Source organism: Lutimonas halocynthiae (genome assembly GCF_030409835.1).
GTDB lineage: Bacteria > Bacteroidota > Bacteroidia > Flavobacteriales > Flavobacteriaceae > Lutimonas > Lutimonas halocynthiae.
The window spans coordinates 169,900-194,488 of the sequence record NZ_JAUFQO010000012.1 but is presented as its reverse complement, the minus strand read 5'-3'; the positions used below and the strand labels follow the sequence as shown (position 1 = coordinate 194,488).

General features: G+C 35.3%; 22 protein-coding genes. 12 read left to right on the top strand and 10 right to left on the bottom strand.

Going from position 1 to position 24,589, the window contains the following annotated elements; all coding sequences use genetic code 11:
- Positions 1 to 22 precede the first annotated feature (22 nt).
- The 3 genes from QWY87_RS12505 (at position 23) to QWY87_RS12495 (ending at position 5,184) form a co-directional block, all read left to right on the top strand.
- Positions 23 to 3,319 (top strand): CRTAC1 family protein, encoded by a 3,297-nt coding sequence (locus QWY87_RS12505; protein ID WP_290291671.1) that lies wholly within the window; start codon positions 23 to 25, stop codon positions 3,317 to 3,319.
- Between the two features lie 118 nt (positions 3,320 to 3,437).
- Complete coding sequence (locus tag QWY87_RS12500; protein WP_290291668.1) at positions 3,438 to 4,484, top strand: sensor histidine kinase; 1,047 nt, start codon at positions 3,438 to 3,440, stop codon at positions 4,482 to 4,484.
- Positions 4,474 to 5,184: a LytR/AlgR family response regulator transcription factor gene (locus QWY87_RS12495; RefSeq protein WP_290291667.1), complete on the top strand. Its 711-nt coding sequence runs from the start codon at positions 4,474 to 4,476 to the stop codon at positions 5,182 to 5,184. Before QWY87_RS12500 ends, QWY87_RS12495 begins: the two co-directional genes overlap by 11 nt.
- Before the next feature lie 10 nt (positions 5,185 to 5,194).
- Here QWY87_RS12495 and QWY87_RS12490 read toward each other — a convergent pair whose 3' ends face one another.
- The 4 genes from QWY87_RS12490 to QWY87_RS12475 all read right to left on the bottom strand — a co-directional run bounded on the left by QWY87_RS12490 (position 5,195) and on the right by QWY87_RS12475 (position 8,636).
- Complete coding sequence (locus QWY87_RS12490; RefSeq protein WP_290291664.1) at positions 5,195 to 5,914, bottom strand: head GIN domain-containing protein; 720 nt, start codon at positions 5,912 to 5,914, stop codon at positions 5,195 to 5,197.
- 97 nt (positions 5,915 to 6,011) lie between these two features.
- The gene (locus tag QWY87_RS12485; protein WP_290291662.1) at positions 6,012 to 7,775 is read right to left on the bottom strand and encodes a PspC domain-containing protein; all 1,764 of its coding nucleotides are present in this window, start codon (positions 7,773 to 7,775) and stop codon (positions 6,012 to 6,014) included.
- On the bottom strand, positions 7,772 to 8,122 hold the full coding sequence (locus tag QWY87_RS12480) for a PadR family transcriptional regulator (protein ID WP_290291659.1): 351 nt from the start codon (positions 8,120 to 8,122) through the stop codon (positions 7,772 to 7,774). The genes QWY87_RS12485 and QWY87_RS12480 overlap by 4 nt, the downstream gene beginning before the upstream one ends.
- 118 nt (positions 8,123 to 8,240) lie before the next feature.
- Positions 8,241 to 8,636 (bottom strand): DUF4870 domain-containing protein, encoded by a 396-nt coding sequence (locus QWY87_RS12475; RefSeq protein ID WP_290291656.1) that lies wholly within the window; start codon positions 8,634 to 8,636, stop codon positions 8,241 to 8,243.
- 153 nt (positions 8,637 to 8,789) lie between these two features.
- Between QWY87_RS12475 and QWY87_RS12470 the strand changes: the two genes are divergently transcribed.
- Together QWY87_RS12470 and QWY87_RS12465 are read left to right on the top strand one after the other, a co-directional pair.
- A complete protein-coding gene (locus QWY87_RS12470) occupies positions 8,790 to 9,254 on the top strand; it encodes a DUF4442 domain-containing protein (RefSeq protein ID WP_290291654.1) in 465 nt (154 codons plus the stop codon).
- Between the two features lie 22 nt (positions 9,255 to 9,276).
- Positions 9,277 to 10,077, top strand: a complete 801-nt coding sequence (locus tag QWY87_RS12465; protein ID WP_290291652.1) for a TIGR00266 family protein — start codon at positions 9,277 to 9,279, stop codon at positions 10,075 to 10,077.
- A gap of 6 nt (positions 10,078 to 10,083) precedes the next feature.
- On the opposite strand, the gene QWY87_RS12460 is transcribed toward QWY87_RS12465, so the two are convergent.
- The 3 genes from QWY87_RS12460 to QWY87_RS12450 form a co-directional block, all read right to left on the bottom strand.
- Positions 10,084 to 10,782: a DUF4369 domain-containing protein gene (locus tag QWY87_RS12460; protein ID WP_290291651.1), complete on the bottom strand. Its 699-nt coding sequence runs from the start codon at positions 10,780 to 10,782 to the stop codon at positions 10,084 to 10,086.
- A 69-nt stretch (positions 10,783 to 10,851) separates the two neighbouring features.
- A complete protein-coding gene (locus QWY87_RS12455; RefSeq protein ID WP_290291649.1) occupies positions 10,852 to 12,159 on the bottom strand; it encodes a DUF819 family protein in 1,308 nt (435 codons plus the stop codon).
- A 20-nt stretch (positions 12,160 to 12,179) separates the two neighbouring features.
- The gene (locus QWY87_RS12450; protein ID WP_290291647.1) at positions 12,180 to 14,717 is read right to left on the bottom strand and encodes a M14 metallopeptidase family protein; all 2,538 of its coding nucleotides are present in this window, start codon (positions 14,715 to 14,717) and stop codon (positions 12,180 to 12,182) included.
- A gap of 311 nt (positions 14,718 to 15,028) precedes the next feature.
- Here QWY87_RS12450 and QWY87_RS12445 point away from each other — a divergent pair, with 311 nt between their 5' ends.
- Positions 15,029 to 16,045 (top strand): DUF4421 family protein, encoded by a 1,017-nt coding sequence (locus tag QWY87_RS12445; protein WP_353959170.1) that lies wholly within the window; start codon positions 15,029 to 15,031, stop codon positions 16,043 to 16,045.
- 79 nt (positions 16,046 to 16,124) lie between these two features.
- Positions 16,125 to 18,254: a S46 family peptidase gene (locus QWY87_RS12440; RefSeq protein ID WP_290291644.1), complete on the top strand. Its 2,130-nt coding sequence runs from the start codon at positions 16,125 to 16,127 to the stop codon at positions 18,252 to 18,254.
- Positions 18,255 to 18,280: 26 nt separating this feature from the next.
- Here the strand turns inward: QWY87_RS12440 and QWY87_RS12435 are convergent, their stop codons facing one another.
- Complete coding sequence (locus QWY87_RS12435; protein WP_290291642.1) at positions 18,281 to 18,457, bottom strand: type II toxin-antitoxin system antitoxin; 177 nt, start codon at positions 18,455 to 18,457, stop codon at positions 18,281 to 18,283.
- A gap of 53 nt (positions 18,458 to 18,510) precedes the next feature.
- A complete protein-coding gene (locus QWY87_RS12430; protein WP_290291640.1) occupies positions 18,511 to 18,684 on the bottom strand; it encodes a DUF4177 domain-containing protein in 174 nt (57 codons plus the stop codon).
- Positions 18,685 to 19,108: 424 nt separating this feature from the next.
- On the opposite strand from QWY87_RS12430, the gene QWY87_RS12425 reads away from it, so the two are divergent.
- The 4 genes from QWY87_RS12425 to QWY87_RS12410 all read left to right on the top strand — a co-directional run bounded on the left by QWY87_RS12425 (position 19,109) and on the right by QWY87_RS12410 (position 22,708).
- Positions 19,109 to 20,185 (top strand): porin, encoded by a 1,077-nt coding sequence (locus QWY87_RS12425; protein WP_290291638.1) that lies wholly within the window; start codon positions 19,109 to 19,111, stop codon positions 20,183 to 20,185.
- A gap of 13 nt (positions 20,186 to 20,198) precedes the next feature.
- Positions 20,199 to 20,534, top strand: a complete 336-nt coding sequence (locus QWY87_RS12420) for a P-II family nitrogen regulator (protein ID WP_290291636.1) — start codon at positions 20,199 to 20,201, stop codon at positions 20,532 to 20,534.
- Between the two features lie 29 nt (positions 20,535 to 20,563).
- Entirely contained in the window at positions 20,564 to 21,799 is a 1,236-nt protein-coding gene (locus QWY87_RS12415; protein ID WP_290291633.1) for an ammonium transporter, read from the top strand.
- A 126-nt stretch (positions 21,800 to 21,925) separates the two neighbouring features.
- Positions 21,926 to 22,708 carry a S1/P1 nuclease gene (locus QWY87_RS12410; protein WP_290291631.1) on the top strand — a complete coding sequence of 261 codons (783 nt, stop codon included), beginning with the start codon at positions 21,926 to 21,928 and terminating at the stop codon, positions 22,706 to 22,708.
- A gap of 308 nt (positions 22,709 to 23,016) precedes the next feature.
- Here the strand turns inward: QWY87_RS12410 and QWY87_RS12405 are convergent, their stop codons facing one another.
- A complete protein-coding gene (locus QWY87_RS12405; RefSeq protein ID WP_290291628.1) occupies positions 23,017 to 23,658 on the bottom strand; it encodes a hypothetical protein in 642 nt (213 codons plus the stop codon).
- Between the two features lie 222 nt (positions 23,659 to 23,880).
- Between QWY87_RS12405 and QWY87_RS12400 the strand changes: the two genes are divergently transcribed.
- On the top strand, positions 23,881 to 24,582 hold the full coding sequence (locus tag QWY87_RS12400) for a M15 family metallopeptidase (protein WP_290291625.1): 702 nt from the start codon (positions 23,881 to 23,883) through the stop codon (positions 24,580 to 24,582).
- Positions 24,583 to 24,589: the final 7 nt, after the last annotated feature.

Below are 24,589 nucleotides of genomic sequence, written 5' to 3'. Positions count from 1 at the left end.
CCGCACATAAAATTATTTTCTAATGAAAAATATCATTGGTTATCTCTTCCTTTTAGTACTTATAATTTCTTGTCAAACATCTGATCAGCCATCAAAAAAGCTGTTCCAACTATTAGATGTGAATAAGACTAACATCAATTTCTCAAACGACCTTACAGAAACAGATAGTTTGAATTATATGTCTTTCGCCTATATGTATATGGGAGGTGGTGTCTCTGCAGGGGACATAAACAATGATGGGCTTATTGACCTCTATTTTTCTGGAAATATGGTACCAAACAAATTATACCTTAATAAAGGTGATCTGAATTTTGAAGATATTACGGAATCAGCCAATGTTGCCGGTGACAACAGATGGTTTACCGGAGTTACTATGGCAGATGTAAACAATGATGGCTTGCTTGACATATATTGCTCAGTGGGTGGTAAATTTGGAACAAAAGCCAACCTTTTATACATAAACAACGGTGACAATACTTTTTCTGAAAAAGCTGAAGAGTATGGTGTAGCCAACATCGGTAATAGCATCCAATCTACATTTTTTGACTATGACTTAGACGGTGATTTAGATTTATATGTTGCCAATTACCCTCCTACCAAATTTAATGCGCCAAATGATTATTATCTTTTTAAAATATTTAATGTTACCGACGAAGAATCCGACAAGCTCTATCGAAACGATGGCGATGTCTTTACCGACGTAACCAAAGAAGCAGGTCTGGAATCGTTTGGTCTTACAAATAGTGTTACAGTAGGTGACCTTAACAATGACAATTGGCCTGATATTTATATCTCCAATGACTTCAATATGCCAGATTACATGTGGATCAATAATCAAAACGGTACATTTTCTGAACATTCAAAACAATTAACGCGTCAAACCGCACTGTACGGTATGGGTGTTGATATTGCTGATTTCAATAACGACCAGTTATTAGATATTTTTCAAATGGACATGACGCCTGGTAACAATAGACGTTCAAAGGCCAACATGGCGGGAATGAACCCTGATTTATTCTGGGGAACCGTAAATGCAGGTTTTCATTTTCAATACATGCAAAATGAATTACAAATGAATAATGGCAATGTACACGATTCATTACCCTCTTTTAGCAATGTCGCACGAATCGCCGGCGTTGCAACCACAGATTGGAGTTGGGGACCACTCATTGCCGATCTTGATAATGATGGATGGAAAGATTTATTCGTTTCGAATGGTACGCGAAGAGAGATCAACAACAAAGACTATTTCAATAATTTAGCCAATCAAAAATGGGAGCAAACCAGCTTACTTGAAAAGTCATTGGCTATTCCTTCTGAAAAAATTGACAATTTTGTATTCAAAAATAATGGTGACCTCACCTTTGATAAAATGAACCAGGATTGGGGCCTTGAATTCGAAGGCTGGTCAAATGGCTGCCTGTATGCTGATCTTGACAATGATGGAGACCTGGAAATCGTTATCAATAATATTGATGATAAGGCTGCCATATTTGAAAACTTCGTCTCAGACCAAAACAACTCAATTACGTTGAGGTTTAAAGGCCCAAAAAACAATACTTCGGGCTTAGGTGTAAAAGCCCTCTTAAAAACAAACGAACTTACACAGTTTCAAGAACTAACATTAACCAGAGGATTTCAATCTTCCGTAGCACCACAATTACATTTCGGTGTTGGCCAATCCGCCGCAGCGGATGAATTAAAAATAACCTGGCCTGATGGAAAAATTGAAATTTTAAAAGATATTGAGAGCAATCAGTTTTTAACCATTGACTATAACAATGCTGTTTTTGGAGCAGGATCAGATGAAATTAAATCTGAAAAATTATTTCGTACTGAAAACGACCCAAGTATTGTAATGAAGCATAAACATGTAGAAAACATTTACGATGACTTCAAGGATCAAGTTCTCTTACCTCACAAAACATCTTCATTCGGCCCTGGTTCAAGTGTTGGAGACTTAAACGGGGATGGCTTAGACGATGTTGTGATCGGAGGAGCTCATAACAATCAAACGGCTATTTATTACCAGACATCATCTGGATTTGAAAGAAAGCATTTTCCAGATGTTGATAATGATAGCGATCGTGAAGACTTGGGAAGTCTTATTTTCGATGCCAATGGAGATGGTTTTAACGACCTATATCTCGTTAGTGGAGGAAGTGAGTTTGACTATGATTCAGAATTATTACAAGATCGTTTATACCTCAATGACGGAAAAGGGAATCTGTCAAAATCAACTACTGCCCTGCCTGACATGTTGATTAGCGGTTCAAGAGTGCATCCATTTGATTATGATAAAGATGGAGATCTTGATTTGTTTGTGGGTGGCAGATTGGTTCCAAAGAATTATCCAATGCCAACCAGCAGTTATATTCTTGAAAATATCAGCACAAATGGGCAAGCGAAATTTATAAATGTAACTGAGAAGATAGCACCTGAATTAATTGATATAGGCATGGTTACAGATGCCAGCTGGACTGATTATGATAATGATGGCTGGGTTGACCTCATGCTTGTAGGAGAATGGATGCCTGTTACGGTCTTTAGAAATAACCGTGGTTCTTTTGAGAATATTACCCCAAAATTGAATTTAACGGATAGTACAGGATGGTGGTTCAGCATTGAAGAAGGAGATTTTGACAATGACGGTGATATTGATTTTATCGTTGGTAATTTGGGCTTAAACTACAAATACCAAGCTAGTAAAGACGAACCCTTTGATATTTATCTCAATGATTTCGATAAAAATAATTCTAATGACATTGTGTTGAGTTATTATGATGAAGGTGAAAAATTTCCGGTAAGGGGCAGACAATGTTCTTCTGAACAAATACCAGCTATCAAGAAAAAATTTAAGGACTACGATGCTTTTGCAGTAGCAACCCTTGAAGATGTGTACACGAAAAACTCACTTGAGACATCGCTTCACTATGAGGTTAAATCTTTTGCCAGTATTTATCTTGAAAATAAAGATGGTGAATTTATTCAGCATCAATTACCTAATTTATCTCAGGTGTCTAGTATCAATCAAATATTGGTTAAAGATTTTAATAATGATACAAATCTTGACATCCTTATTGCAGGAAATCTCTATGGATCAGAAGTTGAAACGCCTAGGAATGACGCGGGTGTAGGTCTTTATCTTGAAGGTGATGGCCAAGGTGGTTTCAAAGCCATGGCGCCCTCTGAAAGTGGCTTGTACATTCCTGGAGACACAAAAGATTTATCTTTTATAAACATTAAAGAGAAAACCTATATTCTTGCGGCCAAAAATGATGATGAGGTGCAATTTGTTGAAATAATTGGAGGTCCTTAATAGTAATTGGGGTTTTTGAATTGCTTATAGAAATACCGTTATGACCTTCAGCAATTAAGACAACGTCTTAATGAAAAGTTAGTATTTATAGGTTCTAATTAGTGGCTTAATTAATATTATGTTCAAAAAGTTTTTTTCAGAGTTTAGAATTCCAATACGTTATCACCTACTCTTTTGGTTGATCTACTTTATCTTTAACTTTTTTAGATTTGCCACGATTAATAATGACTATTGGTATTCACTTAAATCCAACCTGATTGAATTTCCGCTGAATATCATTATTACTTATTTTACAATCTATTATCTCATTCCTAAGTTTATACTTAAAAAGAAATACTTACAATTCTTTCTCTTGTTTACCTTGTCTCTGGCCCTTTTTTACCTGACCAGAACAGGCTTGAACTATATTTTAGTCAGCGAAAATATCTGGCCTGAAGCACAGGGAAATCAGGAACCCTTTACTGTGATTCACGTTGTTGAGTTAGTAATCGGTGCCATTTATGTCATTGCATTGGTCTCAGCTATAAAGTTGACTTATGACTGGGTTAATGAAAAGAAGCGCAATGATGACCTGCAGAGGATGCAACTCGAAACAGAGCTTAATTTTCTTAAATCTCAGATCCAACCTCACTTTTTCTTTAATACCCTGAATAATCTCTATGCTTTGGTGATCAAAAATTCACCTAAAGCACCAAATGTGGTAATGAAATTATCTGAAATCATGCAATACGTCCTCTACGAGGTTAAAGAACCCACGATCAGCTTGATGAAATCAATAAATTACCTTTATAGCTATCTGGAACTGGAAAAATTACGATACGGAGAAAGAGTAAAATCTAACATCAGTATTGAGGGTAATATTGATGATATTGAAATTCCCCCACTACTCTTTCTACCCTTTTTAGAAAACTGTTTTAAGCATGGAGCCAAACACCAAACCGACATAAATGTCAATATAGCCTTTGTTGTTAAAGACAATTTCCTTTACTTTACCGTAGAAAATGATTTCGTTAAAAGTGATGATACGGCCACTAAACATGGTATTGGGATTGAAAATACAAAGCGAAGATTACAATTACTTTATGGCTCATCCTATAGTTTAAAGACAAGATCTAAAGGAAATATATATACAGTGAATTTGAAATTACCTCTGCATGAAGATTAAATGTATTATAATTGACGATGAACCTTTAGCTGCTGAAGTTATTGAGACGCATTTAAAGGAATTTCCTAATATGGAGCTCCTAAGAAAATTTACCAATCCCTTAGAGGCTTTATCTATTATAGAATCAGGAGAGATAGATGTCGTTTTTATCGATATTAACATGCCAAAGATGAACGGTTTGGATTTTATTAAGAGTATTGATAAATCACCTTATTTTGTCATTACAACAGCTTATCGAGAATATGCCGTTGAAAGTTTTGATCTTGATGTGCTCGATTATTTGGTAAAACCTGTTCCTTTTACCCGTTTCTTAAAATCAATAAATAAAATTTCGCATAAATTCATTACTGATAAGTCTGATGACGCATCTCCTACAACTGAAAAATCTTTTATTTTTCTGAAAGTGGATAAAAAGTTGATCAAAATTAAATTTGAGGATATCTTTTTTATTGAGAGCCTGAAAGATTATATCAAAGTGTTTACCAAATCAGGTGATTATCTGGCTCATAAGTCATTATCAGGAATTACAGAAGAATTGCCCAGCAATCAATTTCTAAGGTTGCATAGGTCTTTTACAGTAGCACTAGACAAGATTCAGGCACTTGAAGGGAACTCTGTCTTGGTTTCGGATAAACGAATTCCAATAGGTCGTAAATATATAAATCACGCCAAAGACGTGATTTTAAATACGCCAATTTAGACATCACTATTTAACCATTCACGCGTCTAACATTACCGCCCGAGTTGTCACTTTCATTGACCTCTTCCGGATTACCCTTATATTGTATATCAGCTCCGCTTGAAGCACTTCCCTCAAAGGATTCGGTAACATACACATGAATATCTGAACCGCTGCTTGCATCAGCCTTACAAGTCTTTGCTTTTAATTCATAGGCATCAATATCGCTTCCACTAGAAGATGATACAATTAGATAGTTTGTTTCGCCAGCAACTCTTATTTCAGAACCACTTGAACTTTCACAGGTCAGCTCATCTACTTTTAAATCCATTCTTGCATGGGCGCCACTACTGACATTGATAACAAGTTTGTCAGTTGAAAAAGTATTCTCTGAATAAACCTCTGCCCCGCTATTCACATGTATTGCGTTGATATGATTCACTGATAAATGAATCTTTTTGGCGCTCGCTGAATAAATATTTTTAGTTGTAGTTATATACAATGTTCCGTTCTTCACTTCGGTTTCTATCAATTCGTGGAGATTTTCATCCGCTTCAACTTCCAAAGAAATCTTTTTACTTTTAGTTATATAAACGTCAAGGCCTCTGCTTGCATTGATACGTACAAAATCATCTGAAATTTTTCTTGATTTAGATACTACTTCACCATCTCCTCTAACCCCATCGAACATGCATGAAGTGGTCCCAATTAAAAGAAATAATACTAGCGATAGTTTGATAAAATTTTTCATGATTATATTTTTATTAGCTTATAATTATAAGACTCTATTGGACCTCAAACCGTTACACTTTTAGTGTATAAAAGTTTAAGGCCCTATTGAGAATAGATTAGACACTATCTTTTACACTTTTTACGACAACACCTGAGGCATCAATTTTAACTTCAGATTTTTCCATGCCATCTTCTTGAATTTCAATATGGACTCCGTCTTCATCAATTTTCATATTGAATGAATCATCATCACCTTCTATATGAATAACATCCCCTTCACAATCAAGACAAGCAAAACCATCCTTTGTCATTTGAAAATAATGTTTAGCCATATCATCATCATAGATGTTCTGTACATTATTAACGTCGTATAGAAAAGTTCTTGTTGAATTATCCAAATAGACGATTTGATCTTCTGGGAGATATAGATCAACATAGACCCTTTGCTCGCTAAATCTGTTATTGAGATCGGCTAAAAAGAAGCCGTCAATTCTCAACTCCTCGTCATTAAGTTCATAGGCATGACTTATCAAATCTGCATTCTCCCTAGCATCTTGTCTGCTTTGTCCTTGTGACAGTTTTCGCACTTTGGCATACATTGTTGTATCATCTGATTGTAATATATTCAAGCGTATATTGTTCGAATATATTCTCTCTTGATTATCTGCATCCAACACAATCTCCGACCTCCAGTTCCTTTTGAGCTTGCTATTATTTGAAATATCCTTATTGTCAACCATTTTTATTTCCAAGGTATCGGTGGTACTGTAATAAATTTCCTGGGAGTTTGTTACGGTTCCGTCATAGGCTGAATTCATAAACTGCCTGGTTCCAAAGAAAATTGCTACTAATAAGGTAACGATCCAAATTCCTAACAAAGAAAGTTTTGTAGTCTTACCAATTGATTTGGCATTATTTGAAAGAATTCTCAAGCCAAGAGCAAATAAGAAAAAGAACGGTATGGCGATCAGAACAAAGGTTAATACTGATAAAAACCAAATTGGTAATCCTGAATTATTATAGATTTCAGAGTTGCGAAACAACCAGTCATCATGAATAAAATCCAAAGATCCAAGTGTGAACATTCCTATCAACATCCCCAGAATAGTCGTCACGGCTACAATAATCAATAAAACGCCAATGAATTTACCAATGATCATAAAGATGGTAACAAATACTTTCCCTAAGGTATCTACCAGATCCTGTGAACCTGATTTGGCCCTGTTGCCATACTTCTTGTAATCGGCATTCTTAACCTTATCAGAGACCTCATCAATACCGTGTTTTACACGAGTTGATGCGTCTGAGATCTCATCACGAATTTTTTTTTCTATATTGGTTATGTTTACCTCAGCTCCCTCCATTTCTAGCTTTTCAGCTGTAGTATTAGCTTCTGGAAGTAATATCCACAATAAAGGATATACGATAAATCCAAATCCAAATCCAAAGGCTGCAACTAACCAACCCAACCTGATCCAAATTACATCAATATTTAAGTAATGTGCCATTCCTGATGAAACACCACCCAAAAATCTATCTCCACCATCTCTGTAGAGTTTTTTGCCTTTTTTACTGCTGTAATTGCCATAAGAATCATCATTGAAGATTTCATCGTCAACCATATAATCTTCTGGTTTTCCCATCACTTCAATTACTTCATCAATATCTTGTTCATTGATGACTTGTCTTACATCTTTTATTCTTTCCGATAAAATTTCACCTATTCTAGATTCTATATCCGTTATGATTTCATCTCTACCTTTGGGGTCATCACTTAAAGAACGTCGAATAGAATCTAAATAACCTTTCAGTTTTTGATAAGCAATTTCATCAATGTGAAAAAATATGCCACCTAGATTTATATTTATTGTCTTGTTCATTTTGTTGTAGTTTTTGATTTATTATTCTTTGTAATCAGATTAACAGCTTTAACTAAATCACTCCAGGTTGAATTTAAACCTGTCAAAAATATTTTTCCTGTTTCAGTTAAACCATAGTACTTTCTTGGTGGACCGGAAGTAGATTCCTCCCAACGATAGGTCAAGAGTCCAGCGTTTTTCAATCTTGTAAGTAAAGGATATACTGTACCCTCAACCACAAGCATTTTTGCGTCTTTTAGCTGGACCAGAATTTCAGAAGTATATGCATCACCGCTCTCTAAAATAGACAGGATGCAGAATTCTAAAACTCCTTTACGCATTTGTGCTTTTGTGTTTTCAATCTTCATGTTTTTCTCTTTTAATCTTTTAATTAATGATTGTTAAGACCCATTCTTAGAACAAAACTGACTGTACAGTATTTGCTATAAATATTACGATTGAGATTAGTATTGTGATCATAATTTTTTATTTTAAAAACTTAATAGTTAGGGGGTAATTATACACTTCACCTTGATTGGCCTTAATCGCAGCTAAAATGATCAATACAAATTTTATAACAGCCAAAACACCTATGATCGAACCTACACTGATCATTCCAAATAAATCTAAATGATGAAAATCAGTAGTTACAGTTCTAACGATAAAAGGTATAATGGATAATCCCAAGATAAATGTGTACAGCAAATAACTCAGATTAAAATTGATTGCCTCTTTTCCGTTCTTATCCAAAAAGCTACTTTTTCTTTTATTCATTTCCCAAATCACTAGTGGTCCTACCACAGCTCCAAAAGGAAATATATAACCAAAAAAGGCTGACAAGTGTAATAAAAAAGCGTTGTTGTTATCGTTTCGATGTGTCATAATTAAAATGTATATAATACTTTCTTATGCAAATATATGGATTAAAACTAATACTATGCAATACAAAGTACTAAAATTTAACATTTATTTAACAATTGAAAAAATAAGAAAAACTCGCATTTTTGTTGTACTTTAGGGGCTTAAAGAAAGAAAATGCCGAAAATAAACGTTAAGAATTTAAACCGATTTTTATTATTTAAACTGCCTTCTGCCTATATTTCTGGGGTCCGTGTGAGCAGTATTACAGATGAAAAAGCAACTGCATACGTCAAACATCGGTGGATAAATCAGAATCCATTCAAGTCACTTTACTGGGCAACACAAGGTATGGCCGCTGAACTCGTTACCGGGATCCTTATGATCAAAAAAATAGAGGAATCCGGATCAAAAATATCGATGTTAGTGGTAAAGCAAGAAGGGAGTTTTCATAAAAAAGCGACAGGGAAAATTATTTTTTCTTGTGATGAAGGCGCAGTCATTGACAAAGTAATAGATACGGCTATCAATACAAAAGAAGGCCAAAGCCTTGTCTTAAAAGCTACCGGATTTGATCAAGATAATGAAATGGTTAGCAGTTTTGAATTCACTTGGAGTATCAAATTAAAATCTAAAAAATAAATAGCAATTAATACCTTTTCTTATGAAGGCACATGAAATAGATTATAAAATATACGGTGAGGAAATGCAATTTGTCGAAGTTGAACTAGATCCTCAAGAAGGTGTGGTTGCCGAAGCAGGTAGCTTTATGATGATGGATGACCTCGTAAAAATGGATACCATCTTTGGAGATGGTTCTGGCCAATCCAAAGATATTTTAGGAAAATTATTTTCAGCCGGGAAAAGACTACTGACAGGGGAAAGTCTATTTATGACTGTTTTTACCAATACGGCTCCTACCAAGAGGAAAGTTTCTTTTGCCTCCCCTTATCCGGGCAAGATTATCCCTGTTAATCTTAAGGAGTTTCAAGGCAGTTTTATCTGTCAAAAAGATGCTTTTTTATGCGCTGCCAAAGGTGTTTCAATAAGTATTGAGTTTTCAAAAAAACTAGGCAGAGGATTTTTTGGTGGCGAAGGCTTTATCATGGAAAAAATAGAAGGTGACGGCATGGCTTTTTTGCATGCAAGTGGTACCGTTGTTAAAAAAGAACTGAAAGCAGGAGAAGTATTAAAAGTAGATACAGGTTGTATCGTTGGTTTTAGTACTTCTGTGAATTATGATATCGAGTTTGTAGGAGGAATCAGAAATACTATTTTTGGAGGTGAAGGCATATTTTTTGCCACGCTTACCGGCCCTGGTACTGTTGCCATTCAATCCCTCCCTTTCAGCAGGTTAGCAGATAGAATATTAGCTCATGCTCCTTCTAAAGGAGGAAAGCAAAAAGGGGAAGGAAGTGTCCTTGGAGGTCTAGGAGATCTACTTGATGGCGATAATCGATTTTAACGCTTATTATTGTCCTTCTGTACTTTTAATGTCATCGACAAATTTAACCAATTGCTGTCCGTATTTAGAAGCTCTTACTTTAGGACTCATCGATTTATTTACTGTATCGAGTAACTTAATATTTGCATTAACTAGCTCGGTCAATGCTACATATGGAGCTACTTCATAGTCTGAGTTGGTCACAGCAAAGTTGGTCATATACAAATACCTTTTTCTCTGCCATTTTTTTAATTTAACCGCCACCTGATCAATTGAATCCTGACTACCTATTTTACGGGCTTCATATTCTTCTTTAATCAAATCAAGTTTCTGATTGTTAAAATTCTTCTGCATGTCAGAAAATTTAGTAAGCAGGTCTTGATTTGTTGATCCCTTTATTTTTGCCTTTACATCAAAAAGATCGAGCTGAGAAACAATAGTTACCGTGTCCTTTTCACCAAAAAATGAAACTCTTTTCGAGCTATTACCCAAGGTCAAATAATACATTTCAGGGCTAATTACCTCATCGGTCATTAAGAAATCTTCTGTACCGTCAACATGAATAGAATCAACTGATACGATCAGTGAATCAACCTGTTTCTGCAAATAAAAAGTACCTTTTTTAAGTCCCTTAACTGATGCCTTTACATACATTGTGTTTTCATTCTCTTTGCTACAGGCAATAACAGCAATTGCTCCTAAAATTAACAGACCTATCTTCTTCATTATAATTGGTTTTTATCAGTGCGCAAATATATTAGAAAAATTGAATAATCCGATACATAATTCACTGATTTAAGGTGAGACCAATTGCATCAAAATGGTGCATCCAATCGCCGCAATTGTTCCAACTGCGTAACCAAATACTGCCAGTAGAACACCTACTGTGGCCAATGATGGATGAAAGGCCGCCGCTACTATAGGGGCTGAGGCCGCTCCCCCAACATTTGCCTGACTTCCAACGGCTAAGAAGAAATAAGGGGCTCTGATTAATTTCGCTACTAAAATGAGTAATAAAGCATGAATAGTCATCCAAATAAGTCCAATACCTACTAAACCAATATTATCCAGAATCAATGTAAGGTCCATTTTCATACCGATAGAAGCCACCAGAATATAAATAAATACACTCCCTATTTTACTTGCTCCTGCTCCTTCATAGGTCCTCGCCTTGGTAAATGATAAGAGTATCGCTCCTATTGTTGACAAACTGATCATCCAGAAAAATGAAGATCCTAGAAAAGTAAAAATATTTTTTACGGTGACATTTTCCATACCACCCACAAAATCACTGAAAAATTCACTGAGATATCCAGCGCATAAATGAGCCAAACTAACAGTACCGAAGGCTAATGCGATCATGATCATCAAGTCTGTCAAGCTTGGGTTACGTTCCACTTTTTTAGAAAACGAGCTCACCTTTTCTTTCAGTTCTTCAATTGCCGCCGTATCAGACTTCAACCATTTGTCTATTCCTTTTGATTTTCCGACTCCAATCAGAATGATCGCCATCCAGATATTGGCCACAACGATATCCACAAATACCATTCCTCCATATAGCTTTTGATTGTAACCATAGATCTCGAGCATGGCGGTTTGATTGGCGCCCCCTCCTATCCAGCTTCCTGCAAGAGTTGAAAGACCTCTCCATACCGCATCAGGTCCTGCCCCATTTAAAGCCTCAGGATAAATAACTGACATCGCAAGAATTGCAATCGGTCCTCCAATAACGATACCTACCGTTCCTGTAAAGAACATGGCAAGTGCCTTCCATCCCAAATTAAAAACTGCTTTCAAATCAATGCTTAAGGTCATTAAAACCAATGCTGCTGGCAGTAAATAGCGGCTTGACATATAATATAAGTTAGAAGAATGCTTTTCAACATCACCTGATTCGGATACTGTTTCCCATTCAGGAGCTATTAAGCCAAACGTTGTCAAAACCGCTGGTAGCATATAAGCCATAAACAGCGCAGGTACAATTTTATAAAACTTAAACCAAAATCCTTCCTTCTTTGAAGAAGTGTAAAAAATGATTCCCAGTGAGATCATAAGCAGACCAAACACTATCGTATCACTCGTAAACATTGGTGCATTATCCATATTTATATCTTTAAATTAAATTAATCGTTCCCAACCATAAAAATGGCATTACTGAAAAGTAGTTTTCCATTTTCCCAGAAATTTCTAAACAATGGGTCATCTACCAAATAAACAAGCCTACCTTTACCCTTTTTCTCCACGCCATACACCAATGATTCATCAATAGTGGCAAGCGCATTGCTACCTGCAAAACCACTTATCTTATCTGTTTTATTCTTAATAACACCCACATTATAACCGTTCTTTAAATAAGCATATCTGCTGCTATTTGTTTTAAGACTATAATAGGTATTCATATAGCCGAAACCTAATGGGTTTGTATGATCTAAAGATGTCTTAAAAACACTACCACTTACTTTATGAGATATATAATTTCTTTCTCTTAAATCATAAGTTATCAATCGAGACTTATTCTTTATCGAATCTTTTCTTTTCTTGTCTTGCTCCTTCAATTTCTTATTGCCAAACTTAGCTATTTCAAAATCATCAGATGATTCAAATACAGAAATCGCAGCGCCAAAGGCTACTATTTTTCCTCCAGCCTCAACCCAGGTATTCAATTTTTTTAATATTTTTTTATCGATAATATCATTATAATACCCTGTTGGTAAAACGATTACATTATACTTGTGCAGTTGTATGTTTGAAAGATATGATGTGTTGATTACTGTGATTTCATAAGCAATTTGTTGTTCGAAAAAATGCCAGATCGCCCCAAAATTATAAGGAGAAACATTATCCCCAGCTAAAACAGCAACTTTTGGTGCTTTCAGAAATGATACTTTATTCGACCCAAAATCAACGCCACTGGTCACCATTCCTGTTTTGGCTGGTATTGCCATACGATCAAATCGTTTAGCGCCTGATGTAACTATCGAATCAAAACCTTTCAAATTCTCATTACCAGCCCTTGTTAAAAGTAGTGTTCCGGGTGCGTATGTGACCTGATTCAGGTTAAATGACTTATTGGTAAACCTGACTTTCACTTTGTTTTTAAGTAAATATGAAAGAAAACTCACGTCATCAATACTATTCCATTTTGAAATATATGCATACGGTTTTTCAATCGAAAGTGTATCAGCAGTATTTTCCGAAATCTTATAAGGTGCTGCCTCTATTTTACTATTGATAGCATAAGCATCAAGACCTCTTGCAAATGGTAAAGACCAGGCCGTGATATCATAGGTTAATGAATCATTTAATTTGGTCTGAGCCTCAAACAAAGCCTTTATCAGATTTGATTTGGGCTGGTATAAACTAATAACCAAATCATTTTGATCAATGGATACTTTTGATTCACTGTTCTTTTTATAACTATATCCCTTTAAAGATCCTGTTGAACTCGGATTACCATATTCAATATCGTGCAGGTCTAATAACTTTATTAAACTGGTAATTTTATCATCCTTGTGGTTTTTAATTAAATAAGATGCAACAGGGCCCATTGGCTTTTCTTCGGCCTTTTTAAAATACTGCTTGAATTCATTTTGAAGAAGTGTTGCGTTTATAGAACTCACTTCAATAGTCGAAAGTCCGGTAGTCAAGTGATGACTTATCCTGTCTTTTAATGTCAATTCACTACCATCCTTAATTTTAACACCTAGTCCGGCGGCACCACTGCCCCCTTGTTCATAAGTCATTCCAATGGCTCCATTAAACATCGGGTAGGTATCTCCGTAACTAGGATACAATAAATCAAACTCTTCTCTTGTAAAATACAACCAGCCTTTTTCATCAAAATATTTAGCGTGATTCTTTCCAACAACTTTTTGAAAATCCTTTTGAAAGGAAGAAACCACTTCATGATAAGGCTTAGCTGCCGGGGCAAAATAATAAGGTGAATTCACACCTTGTTCATGAAAATCGACATGCACATGAGGCATCCATGAATTATATACGACCAATCGCTGTTTTGTTTCAATTTGAGTTGCCCATGCCCAGTCTCGATTCAAATCAAACAAATAATGGTTAGCCCTTCCTCCAGGCCAAGGCTCATGATGTTCGATTGCATCTGGATTTTTATTATAAGGACTATTTGATTTTTGCGAATACCAATTTACATAGCGTTCTCTGCCATCAGGGTTGATACAAGGGTCAATGATCACAACTGTATTTTCTAACCATTTTTTTGTCTCTGAATTTTCAGGATTGACCAATTCAAAAAGTGTTTGCATGGCCACCTCAGTGCTAACCGATTCGTTTCCGTGAACATTATAACTCAACCATACTATGGCAATATCTTGCTCTCCCGAATCACCTTCAATTAACCTTGCTGATCGAAGCTGGTTGTTGCGAATTTCTTCTAATTTAGAAAAGTTATTGGGGGAAGTTACAATGGCAAGGTTCAACGATCTTTTCTCATAAGTCTCTCCGTACTTTATCAACTTCACATTATCACTACTGCTCGATACATATTCAAAATAGTCAACAACCTGATGATGTCTTGAGAATCTAGATCCCAACTCATATCCTAAAAATTCTTTGGGTGATTTTGTTTGAGAATAGCTAAATTGATTAAAAAGAAATAAAGTTATAATGGCAAGTAAAATTCGGGTCATAGGGTTCTTTTTAGCTGGCTAAATATATAAAAACTCTTGGCATTTTAACTCCTTTTCATCTTCAATTAATTTTATCCTATCTACCACATTTTGAAAAAGATGTGAGTGACTTTAGCTTAGTACCATTAAATTGAACACTTTGTTTTTATCAGTGCAGTAACAATTAAACTAACTATTAGTAGCTTCAACTAATATGTCAACACCGAAATATCGGATGTGGAATCATTTTAAAAATCAATCTAATTAATGCGTAATAAGCAAATCTTTATTTATTATTGCTTTATATTTATTACGGGTTTTGACCATTTATTATGAGGCGATTTTTATTTGTTTTTTTGTTGATAATGCCCGCTCTACTAATGGCTCAATTAGAAGAAGACTCAACCAGCAATAGTTATTTTACCAAAATGAATAACACATTGAACCTTAGACTAGATCTGGACAATGATGTCAGGTCTTATGTTTATGATGCCCCCAATGAGAGTTATTCAATTAAACCCAATACAAACCTTAGACTTGCAGTTGCCATTAACTATCGGTTTCTGTCATTGAAAGTGGGATTTTCTCCAAAGTTTTTACAAGGAGCTGATTCTGATCTTAAAGGCAAAACGAATATATTCAGGTTATCGCTAGATATCTTTTATAAAGATTTTCTGCAAAATTTTGAGTTTAATAAAATTAAAGGCTATTATATTGAAGCTTTCGATGAATCAAATTTGAATCTCATTGAAATTAACAATGACTACATTATTTTACCTGATCTCAAAACATTAAATATAACAGGAACTACTTTATATAGGTTTAACGAAAACTATTCATTCAAAGCCGTTGTCAATCAGAATGAAATTCAAACAAAGAGCGCAGGAAGTTTTATACCCAGCCTTTATTATGGTTATTTTGAAATTACAGATGAAACCACACCACAGGATATAAAAAGCTTTTTTACCATCCTTAATGCAGGTTATTACTACACCTTTGTAATTAATAAAAACTGGTATTCTAACCTTGGTTTGTCAGGAGGTCTGGGGGTTGAATTTAACAAATTGATAACCAGAGTGGGAGATGATTTGCCAGACGTCACTTCACGGCACACAAATTTAGTCGGTAATATTAGCACACAAATTGGCTTAGGCTATAACTCTAAGCGTTTTTACGGAGGTACTGCCTTAGTGGGTAATGCTACCAACAGAGATGAACAATCAGTTATTCAATTTGATAGCGTGAGAGGGTATTTTAAGATATTTGTTGGGTACCGATTTGATCCTCCAAAATCTTTTGAAAAAGGCATGGATTGGTTAGAGAGCAAAAACCCGTTTAAAAAGAATTAATCTTTCAAAAACAACTGAAAATCGCCTTCAAAAATAGTAACTTTGGCAAGTACTTTTTACTAATTCAAAATACAATTCAATGAAAATCATTAAAATACTTATGCTCTTCCTTGTACTGCAAATTAATGCCCAGCAAGGGGGCATGTGGATACCTTCACTACTAGAAGGTATGAACGAAAAAGAAATGAAAAGTCTTGGTAGCGAATTGAGCGCTAAAGATATTTATGACGTGAATCATTCCAGCTTAAAAGATGCTATTGTTCATTTTAACGGAGGCTGTACTTCGGAGATCATCTCAGATAGTGGATTACTTTTAACGAATCATCACTGTGGATATGGTGCGATACAATCACATTCTTCAGTAGAGCATGATTATCTTGAAGATGGATTCTGGGCTAAAACAATGGATGACGAACTTCCTAATAAAGGGATGGTGGCTACGCTTATTGTTAGAATTGACGATATCACAAAAGAAGTTTTAAAAGACATTCCCAGTTCGGCCAGTCTTAAAGAGCAACAACAATTAATTGACCAACATATTAACAAGGCTAAGGAAAAAGCCAAAAAAGAAACATGGCAAGACCTTAAAGTCAAGTCAATGTTCGATGGAAATCAGTACCTCTTATTTGTGACTGAAACATTTAAAGACATCAGACTGGTTGGGGCGCCTCCAACTTCTATCGGGAAGTTTGGTTCTGATACTGATAATTGGATGTGGCCGCGTCATACTGGTGATTTTTCATTGTTTAGAATTTATGCCAACAAACAAAATCAGCCAGCTGAATACAGTGAAGACAATGTGCCTTATGATCCGAAACATTTCCTTCCTATCTCATTAGACGGGGTATCAGAAAATGATTTTACAATGGTATTTGGTTTCCCTGGAAGAACAAGTGAGTACCTTCCTTCAGTTGCCATCGATCAAATAGTGAACAAATTGAATCCTCCAAAAATTAAAATAAGGGATGAATCTCTTAAGATAGTTGATGGCTATATGAGAAAAGATGCCACGATCAAAATTCAATATGCTTCAAAATATGCTCGAATTGCCAATTATTGGAAAAAATGGATTGGAGAGAGTCAAGGATTAACAAAATCGAAGGCTGTAGAAAAAAAGCAAGCTCTTGAAGTTGAGTTTCAAGAAAAAAACAAGAACAAACCTGAATATGCTTCTTTGTTAAATGACTTTGATAAATTATATAATGATATTGAAGAAGTTTCAGTTGCTCGTGATTATTGGGTTGAAGTAGTATACAGAAATGTAGAAATTTTAAATGCCACAGTTAAACTGTATAGATTTGAGAGAAGTATTTTAAAAAACCCTGATGAGTTTGATGAGGCAAGAACCACGCTATTAAATTCTTATAAAGGTTTCTATAAAAACTATAATGCAGATGTTGATCAAGACGTATTTGAAAAGCTACTGACTTTATATAAGGATGAAAGTCCTCAAGCTTATCTGAGTGAATCACTAAAAAGTGCGGATATTTCAGAATTATCTAAAAGTATATACACTAATTCTAGTCTTACAAACTTAGAAGCTATGACTACCATGCTTTCAGGTTCTTCAGATGAGGTGATCAAAAAAATAAATGAAGATCCGGGTTATGCTTTTGGTAAAACATTGGTTGATAATTTCTATCAAAACATCGATCCAAAATACCAAGATCTAAACCTTCAGATCAAAGCAGTTCAAAAAGTGTATATGAAGGCCTTGATTGAAACTTTTCCGGATGAGCGATTTTTTCCTGATGCCAATGGTACTTTAAGAGTTACTTATGGAAAAGTTCAAGGATATCAGCCTAAAGACGCAGTAGTTTACCAGCCTGTCTCATACCTAGAAGGTGTATTAGAAAAGTACCAGCCCGGTGATTATGAATTTGATGTTCCTGAAAAATTGATTGAACTTTATAACAATAAAGACTTTGGAGATTATGCCGATGATGGTAAAATGCCTGTGAATTTTATTGGAACCAATCATACAACCGGCGGGAATTCAGGAAGCCCAGTGATAGATGCCAAAGGAAATCTGATTGGTCTGAACTTTGACCGCGTCTGGGAAGGAACAATGAGTGATTATAATTATGATCCTGAAATCTGCAGAAACATTATGGTGGATGCCAGATACATATTATTCATTGTAGATAAATTTGCGGATAGCCAAAGATTGATCGATGAGATGAAATTAGTTCACCCAAAGAAAAAATAAAATATAATGATGACTGAGGGGCTCACTTAAGCGAGCCCTTCACTGTCTTCTTTATCAGATAGCCTACCCGAATCTTTTAGTTGTTTGCTAAGCATCCATTCTATCTGACCGTTCGTTGACCGAAACTCTTCTTTAGCCAGTTTTTCCACTTCCTTAAAAATGTCGGCTTCGACTCTCAAAGCAAAAGCTTTTTTACTTTTCATATCAATAACTTAATAATAGGTGATAAAAACATCATATAGTATGATATCATCAATCAAGATTCTTCTTCCTTTTTATCTCTTTCAATTAAGGCTTTTAAAATGCCTCGATGCGTAAACATATTGATTACTGTCCAATTCATTTTTGCATAGCTATTGATCAGGTCTTCAAAATTCTGCTGAGACTTCACTGCAGTTCCTGTTTGCTTTATTATTTTATACTCTTTCATATTCATCTTATTGTCTTTTGTTCTACTTATGATATCAAAATTACCAATTATTCATCCATAATCCCTTACTACTTGATGTTATACTCTCAAGTATTCAAAAATGTTCATTTTTTACTCAATTTATAGGAATTATTGTGAATATATGCTTTTAGATATATTATATTAATACTACAAATATATTATTTTAATATCAATTTCTATCATTTTTATTGATATTATGATTCCAATTATTGAGAATATAAAAAAATATGTAATTTATTTTCATATACCCCAATTTTTGTAGGGGTCATTTTCTCAAATACACAATTTTTACTCACATACCCTATTTTTTTTTGGGGTATTGCCATATTGCTTATTTTTACCACGATTAATCAATAGAAATATAATTACTATTAACTCATTATTAATTATTAAAAATTATCGCATGAAAAATCTATTTACTCTAGCAATGTTATTTTCAGTCTTTATAACATATGCGCAAGATTCAATTCCAGCTTCAGAAGAAGCCCCAAAGAAAAAATTTACATTTAGTGGTAGTGTTGATGCCTACTATAAAACAAACATAGGAGCTCCTAATGGAGGAGAATTCAGTCAAACACCTAATACGTCTTTTGCTAATGGAAATGGTTTTGCTATTGGAATGGCAAATGCCATCATTTCTTATGAAGGCAAAAAAGTGGGTGCAGTTGCCGATTTAGTTTTTGGTCCTCGTGGAACAGATGCCGTATTCGGTTCTTTACAATGGGATATTGATGGTGACGGTGCACCAGACTTAGGGAACAGTTCTCAAGTTGTGAACCAGCTATATGTTTACTGGAATGTGTCGGATAAAGTGACACTTACATTTGGTAATTTTAACACCTTCTTAGGATACGAAGTAATTTCTCCAACAGGGAACTTTAACTACTCTACTTCTTATATGTTCTCTTATGGTCCGTTTTCGCATACTGGTTTGAAACTGGACTATGCAATTAATGACGACTGGTCTTTAATGGGAGCCATTATGAATGACAATGATTTGACTAACTTCAACCCAACCAACAATTACACATTCGGTGCTCAGGTAGGATATAAAGGAACTTATTTAAACTTCTTGTATGGCCCTCAGTTCCAGGTTGATCTTACTACTGGGTTTGACATAAGTGATTCATTTTTCTTAGGACTTAACTCAACTTACTATGTTGACAACGATACTGATGCATCATTTTATGGTGTAGCCATTTACCCACAATTACAAACATCTGAATCATTTGTTCTTGGATTTAGAGCTGAATACTTCGGAGAAGGTAAAGGTGGTGTAGGCGCTATCGGCGGATATGATGACAATGGAGATGCCAATGCATTTGAATTCACATTAACTGGAAATTATGCGATAGGAGACCTAATGATCATTCCTGAATTCAGAATAGACACTACAAGTGAAGATACCTTCTTGAATGATGATCTTGATCCAACTGGCTCTTTAGCATCTTTCTTAGTAGCAGCTGTATACAAATTTTAAACAATAACAAATCATGAAGAAAATTGAAGCAATTATCAGAAAATCAAAATATTCTGATGTAAAAGAAGCGCTGCATAGCGTTGGAGTGAATTTCTTCTCTTACTGGGATGCCACGGGTAGAGGAAATGAAAAAGAAGGTCATGTCTATAGAGGTGTGTCTTACAGTACAAGTAGTATTCAAAGGAGATTTCTTTCTATCGTAGTCAATGATGATTTTGAAGAGGTAACCATCAAGGCAATTCTTGATGCAGGATCCACCGGAGAAGTTGGAGATGGAAAGATCTTTGTGTCAGACATCGCTGAGTGTTACAGAATAAGAACCGGTGAAAAAGGTGGTGATACACTTTAACCTATAACTAACGTAAAATTAATTTAGACATGGAATTACTTACTATAAATAATGTATGGATGATGATCTGTACAGCACTGGTTTTCTTTATGCACTTAGGCTTTGCCTTCCTTGAAATAGGATTGACCAGACAAAAGAACACGATTAACATTTTATTTAAAAACATTTTTATCATTACTGTAGGGCTTTTGCTTTACTGTTTGGTTGGATTCAACATGATGTATCCTGGTTTCGCTGAAGGCTCTTCTGGTTTCTTCGGATTTGCAGGATTCGGAATTACAGCTCCTGAAGGAGGTATGACTGCTGCTTACGCAGATGGAGGTTATACCTGGTGGACAGACTTCCTTTTCCAAGGGATGTTCGCTGCTACTGCTGCAACGATTGTTTCTGGTGCAGTTGCTGAAAGAATTAAGATTGTACCCTTTATGATTTTTGTGATCGTTTATGTTGGTCTTGTCTACCCGATAGCCGGTTCATGGAAATGGGGTGGTGGATTCTTAGATATGAGAGAAACACCTTTTTATGACTTTGCCGGGTCTACGCTTGTACACTCTGTTGGAGGTTGGGCTGCTTTAGTTGCCGTTTGGTTATTAGGAGCTCGTATTGGTAAATTTAAGGACGGAAAGCCAATGGCGATTCCTGGTCACAGCATTCCAATTGCAACCGCAGGTGTTCTAATCCTTTGGTTAGGCTGGTTTGGATTCAACGGAGGTTCTGTACTTTCAGCTGATCCTGAATTAACATCATTGACTTTAGTAACAACCTGTTTGGCTGCTGCTGCAGGTGGGGTTGTATCTTTCTTAGTATCTACAGCAATGTATAAAAATCTTGACCTTACCATGTACTTGAACGGTATTCTTGGTGGTCTTGTGAGTATCACTGCAGGTGCAGATCAAATGTCACCTACTGACGCCATTTTAATTGGTGGTATTGGTGGAGCAATTATTGTTTTTGCTGTTGCCTTAGTTGATAAAATCAAATTAGATGATCCTGTTGGAGCCATTGCAGTTCACCTTATTTGTGGAATATGGGGAACTTTAGCTGTAGGAATTTTCGGAAACCTGGCTGGCATAGATCAGTTGATCAGTCAATTTGTTGGAATCGCTTCTTATGCAGTATTCTGTATCCTTTCTTCATTTATCATTCTATATACGCTGAAGAAAACAGTAGGCATACGAGTTTCTGAAAAAGAAGAACTTGAAGGTCTTGACGGATTTGAGCATGGTATGGATGCTTATCCAGACTTCAGAATGAATGAACATTAAGAGTTTGTCTCTTTATAAAGATCTTTCAGCAGAAATACGCTGAATTGGTTAAATTTGTGTAACTAGAGGGTTTATTTAAAAAATAAGCCCTCTTTTTTTATACCTTAGCACCAACAAAAATGCATCATGAAAAATTTCTTCCTACTTCTTACATTATCCTTTATTTTTAACACCTCTTACGCGGTTAACAAACCTGATTGGGGCTCCACAGGGCATCGTGCTATTGGCGAAATTGCAGAGTTTCATTTAAGTAAAAAAGCAAAAAAGGAAATTGAAAAACTACTTGGAGGACAAGGCCTGGCTTTAGTTTCTACCTTTGGAGACGACATTAAATCAGACGATGCTTATGACAAATACTACACCTGGCACTTTGTAAACTTTCCGTTTGACACAAAATACGAAGACAGCAAAATAAATAAAAGAGGTGATATTGTTATAGGAATAGATCATTGTATCGACGTTTTAAAAGATCCTAATGCCTCTGAGCAAGACAAAGTATTTTTTCTCAAATTCCTCGTTCATTTAATCGGTGACCTTCACCAGCCTTTGCACGTTGGACGTGAAGAAGACAGAGGAGGAAATGATATTAAATTAGAATGGCATCGTAAAAAATCAAACCTGCATCGGGTTTGGGATTCTGAGATGATCAGTTTTTACAATATGAGCTATTCTGAGTTGGTAAGCAACCGAAAAAAACTATCAAAAGCTCAGGTTGAGAGCATTCAAAAAGGGAGCATTCTTGATTGGACCTATGAATCACAAGGTCTTGCCAAGAAAGTTTATGCTTCCGCAAAACCAGAAGCCAAATTGAGTTATAGATATTCTTACGACCATTTTGAAGTAGTCACCTCACAGTTGCAAAAATCTGGGATAAGACTGGCAAAAGTCTTGAATGACATCTTTATATAACTAGGTATATTTTTTGCATTAATTGGATGGAGTCTATAATCTTACTTTTAAGATGTCTAGATCTATATCATAAAGACTCTTAGGAGATAGGCATGATTTTCCCAACCCTATAGGTGCCCAATACCTTTAACTTTTCCTTTTAGTGCTCACAACCATTCATGATATAGACAACCAGGTTCTGTTTTCTTGGTGAAAATCCGGTGAGTTCTTCTAAAAATAGAACCATTTCGGCAGCGTTGGCTTTTCTGATTCACTACAGCCTCAAGGAAATCCCTAACGCTGTTCCTGTTGGGGATAGTCTTCATTTGTTACTTACTTATTTTATTAAATATAAACGACAATGGCAGTATAATCAAAAAAGACAATGACCAGACCTCTCCTCCCATTGTTGCAAAAGGCAGTGAAAATAATGCCGCCAGTGGCTCGGGAAGCATTTGATAAAACATGCGTTTTTCTTCAGAATCATTAATCTGATCGGAGGTTAACTTATTACTTCTTGCGTAGAACCAGTTAAAAACACCTAATAATCCTGCAAGAGCTAAAAAAACACTTTGCATCTGTAATGCGATACTCAAACCATCAAATTCCATATCAAACCTTACAAAATATAAATACAACATCAGGCAAACCATTTGCGCCAAGCCCACTGAAGCATGAACCCCTGAGCTCCTCACAAGATTTCCTAGCTGTTTGTTAATTTGAATCCAATAAATTCCTATTAAAATAAGCCCCACCAGCATAACAGTTAGCTTAGGAATGTTTTCCGCAAAAATCTGCTCTAAAGTAAAGTATTCCAGATCTGGATCTTCAGGCCTAGGAAGAATTAAAAAAGTCTGAAAAATAAGTAAAGTGAATAAAACATTCATCAGGATCTTTAAACTAAATAAGATCTCTTTTCCTCGCTCTAACTCTGCATTTGTAGCTGCTGCTTTCTTTTTAATCTTGAACATGCCCTATTAATTTGATTATACCTGCTAATGATTCCTCTAAGGTAAATACTTAAATTAATACAAATAAATCTTTTCAATTTTTCTTCTTCATCTAGGCCCGCACTTCACTTCAGTTATAAGTAAAATCACTATCAGTTAATTCAAATGTTAAATAAATACTGTTAAAAAATACTAAAAATGTTAAATCTTCGTTCTAAACAAGCATTCTTAACAATTGCAACAATGAAATTGAATATAATTTTAAAGAGTTTTGTAGTCATAGCACTACTAAGTTTTACCACTGTGAACAATGGTAATAACGAAGGGCCGCCTTCCAAGGAAGATTTTATCGACCTAAAGGAACTTATGCCCAACCTAAGATCTGATCTCAGATATTACGGTTCCAATAATTTTGTTGGAACACCAATCGAAGGTTATAATGAACCCAAAGTACTTCTAACTAAAGAAGCAGCAGCCGCACTGAAAAAAGTGCAGGATGAGCTTGAAAGACTTGGCTTTGGTTTATTAATATATGATGCATATAGACCACAGAGAGCAACAGATCATTTTATGAAATGGGCTGAGGACGCTTCAGATACTTCGACAAAAATGGAGTTCTACCCAAATCTAGATAAAAAAGACCTATTTGCGAAGGGATATATTTCAACAAAATCCGGGCATAGCCGAGGAAGTACAGTTGATTTAACTATCGTATCCTTAAAGACCAAACAAATTCTAAATATGGGAAGTCCTTATGACTTGTTTGATGAAGTCTCTAGCACAGATCACACCTCATCCATATCTAAAAATCAACATTCACTTAGACTATTATTAAAAAGGAGAATGGAAAAACACGGATGGCAATCTTATGCTCAAGAATGGTGGCATTTCACTTTAAAAGATGAGCCATTTCCAAATACTTATTTTGATTTTCCAGTAGAATAAAAATAGT

Coding starts and splice junctions, on each gene's coding strand:
- QWY87_RS12505 (WP_290291671.1), top strand. CDS start 23: ATGAAAAATATCATTGGTTATCTCTTCCTTTTAGTACTTATAATTTCT.
- QWY87_RS12500 (WP_290291668.1), top strand. CDS start 3,438: ATGTTCAAAAAGTTTTTTTCAGAGTTTAGAATTCCAATACGTTATCAC.
- QWY87_RS12495 (WP_290291667.1), top strand. CDS start 4,474: ATGAAGATTAAATGTATTATAATTGACGATGAACCTTTAGCTGCTGAA.
- QWY87_RS12490 (WP_290291664.1), bottom strand. CDS start 5,914: ATGAAAAATTTTATCAAACTATCGCTAGTATTATTTCTTTTAATTGGG.
- QWY87_RS12485 (WP_290291662.1), bottom strand. CDS start 7,775: ATGAACAAGACAATAAATATAAATCTAGGTGGCATATTTTTTCACATT.
- QWY87_RS12480 (WP_290291659.1), bottom strand. CDS start 8,122: ATGAAGATTGAAAACACAAAAGCACAAATGCGTAAAGGAGTTTTAGAA.
- QWY87_RS12475 (WP_290291656.1), bottom strand. CDS start 8,636: ATGACACATCGAAACGATAACAACAACGCTTTTTTATTACACTTGTCA.
- QWY87_RS12470 (WP_290291654.1), top strand. CDS start 8,790: ATGCCGAAAATAAACGTTAAGAATTTAAACCGATTTTTATTATTTAAA.
- QWY87_RS12465 (WP_290291652.1), top strand. CDS start 9,277: ATGAAGGCACATGAAATAGATTATAAAATATACGGTGAGGAAATGCAA.
- QWY87_RS12460 (WP_290291651.1), bottom strand. CDS start 10,782: ATGAAGAAGATAGGTCTGTTAATTTTAGGAGCAATTGCTGTTATTGCC.
- QWY87_RS12455 (WP_290291649.1), bottom strand. CDS start 12,159: ATGGATAATGCACCAATGTTTACGAGTGATACGATAGTGTTTGGTCTG.
- QWY87_RS12450 (WP_290291647.1), bottom strand. CDS start 14,717: ATGACCCGAATTTTACTTGCCATTATAACTTTATTTCTTTTTAATCAA.
- QWY87_RS12445 (WP_353959170.1), top strand. CDS start 15,029: ATGAGGCGATTTTTATTTGTTTTTTTGTTGATAATGCCCGCTCTACTA.
- QWY87_RS12440 (WP_290291644.1), top strand. CDS start 16,125: ATGAAAATCATTAAAATACTTATGCTCTTCCTTGTACTGCAAATTAAT.
- QWY87_RS12435 (WP_290291642.1), bottom strand. CDS start 18,457: ATGAAAAGTAAAAAAGCTTTTGCTTTGAGAGTCGAAGCCGACATTTTT.
- QWY87_RS12430 (WP_290291640.1), bottom strand. CDS start 18,684: ATGAAAGAGTATAAAATAATAAAGCAAACAGGAACTGCAGTGAAGTCT.
- QWY87_RS12425 (WP_290291638.1), top strand. CDS start 19,109: ATGAAAAATCTATTTACTCTAGCAATGTTATTTTCAGTCTTTATAACA.
- QWY87_RS12420 (WP_290291636.1), top strand. CDS start 20,199: ATGAAGAAAATTGAAGCAATTATCAGAAAATCAAAATATTCTGATGTA.
- QWY87_RS12415 (WP_290291633.1), top strand. CDS start 20,564: ATGGAATTACTTACTATAAATAATGTATGGATGATGATCTGTACAGCA.
- QWY87_RS12410 (WP_290291631.1), top strand. CDS start 21,926: ATGAAAAATTTCTTCCTACTTCTTACATTATCCTTTATTTTTAACACC.
- QWY87_RS12405 (WP_290291628.1), bottom strand. CDS start 23,658: ATGTTCAAGATTAAAAAGAAAGCAGCAGCTACAAATGCAGAGTTAGAG.
- QWY87_RS12400 (WP_290291625.1), top strand. CDS start 23,881: ATGAAATTGAATATAATTTTAAAGAGTTTTGTAGTCATAGCACTACTA.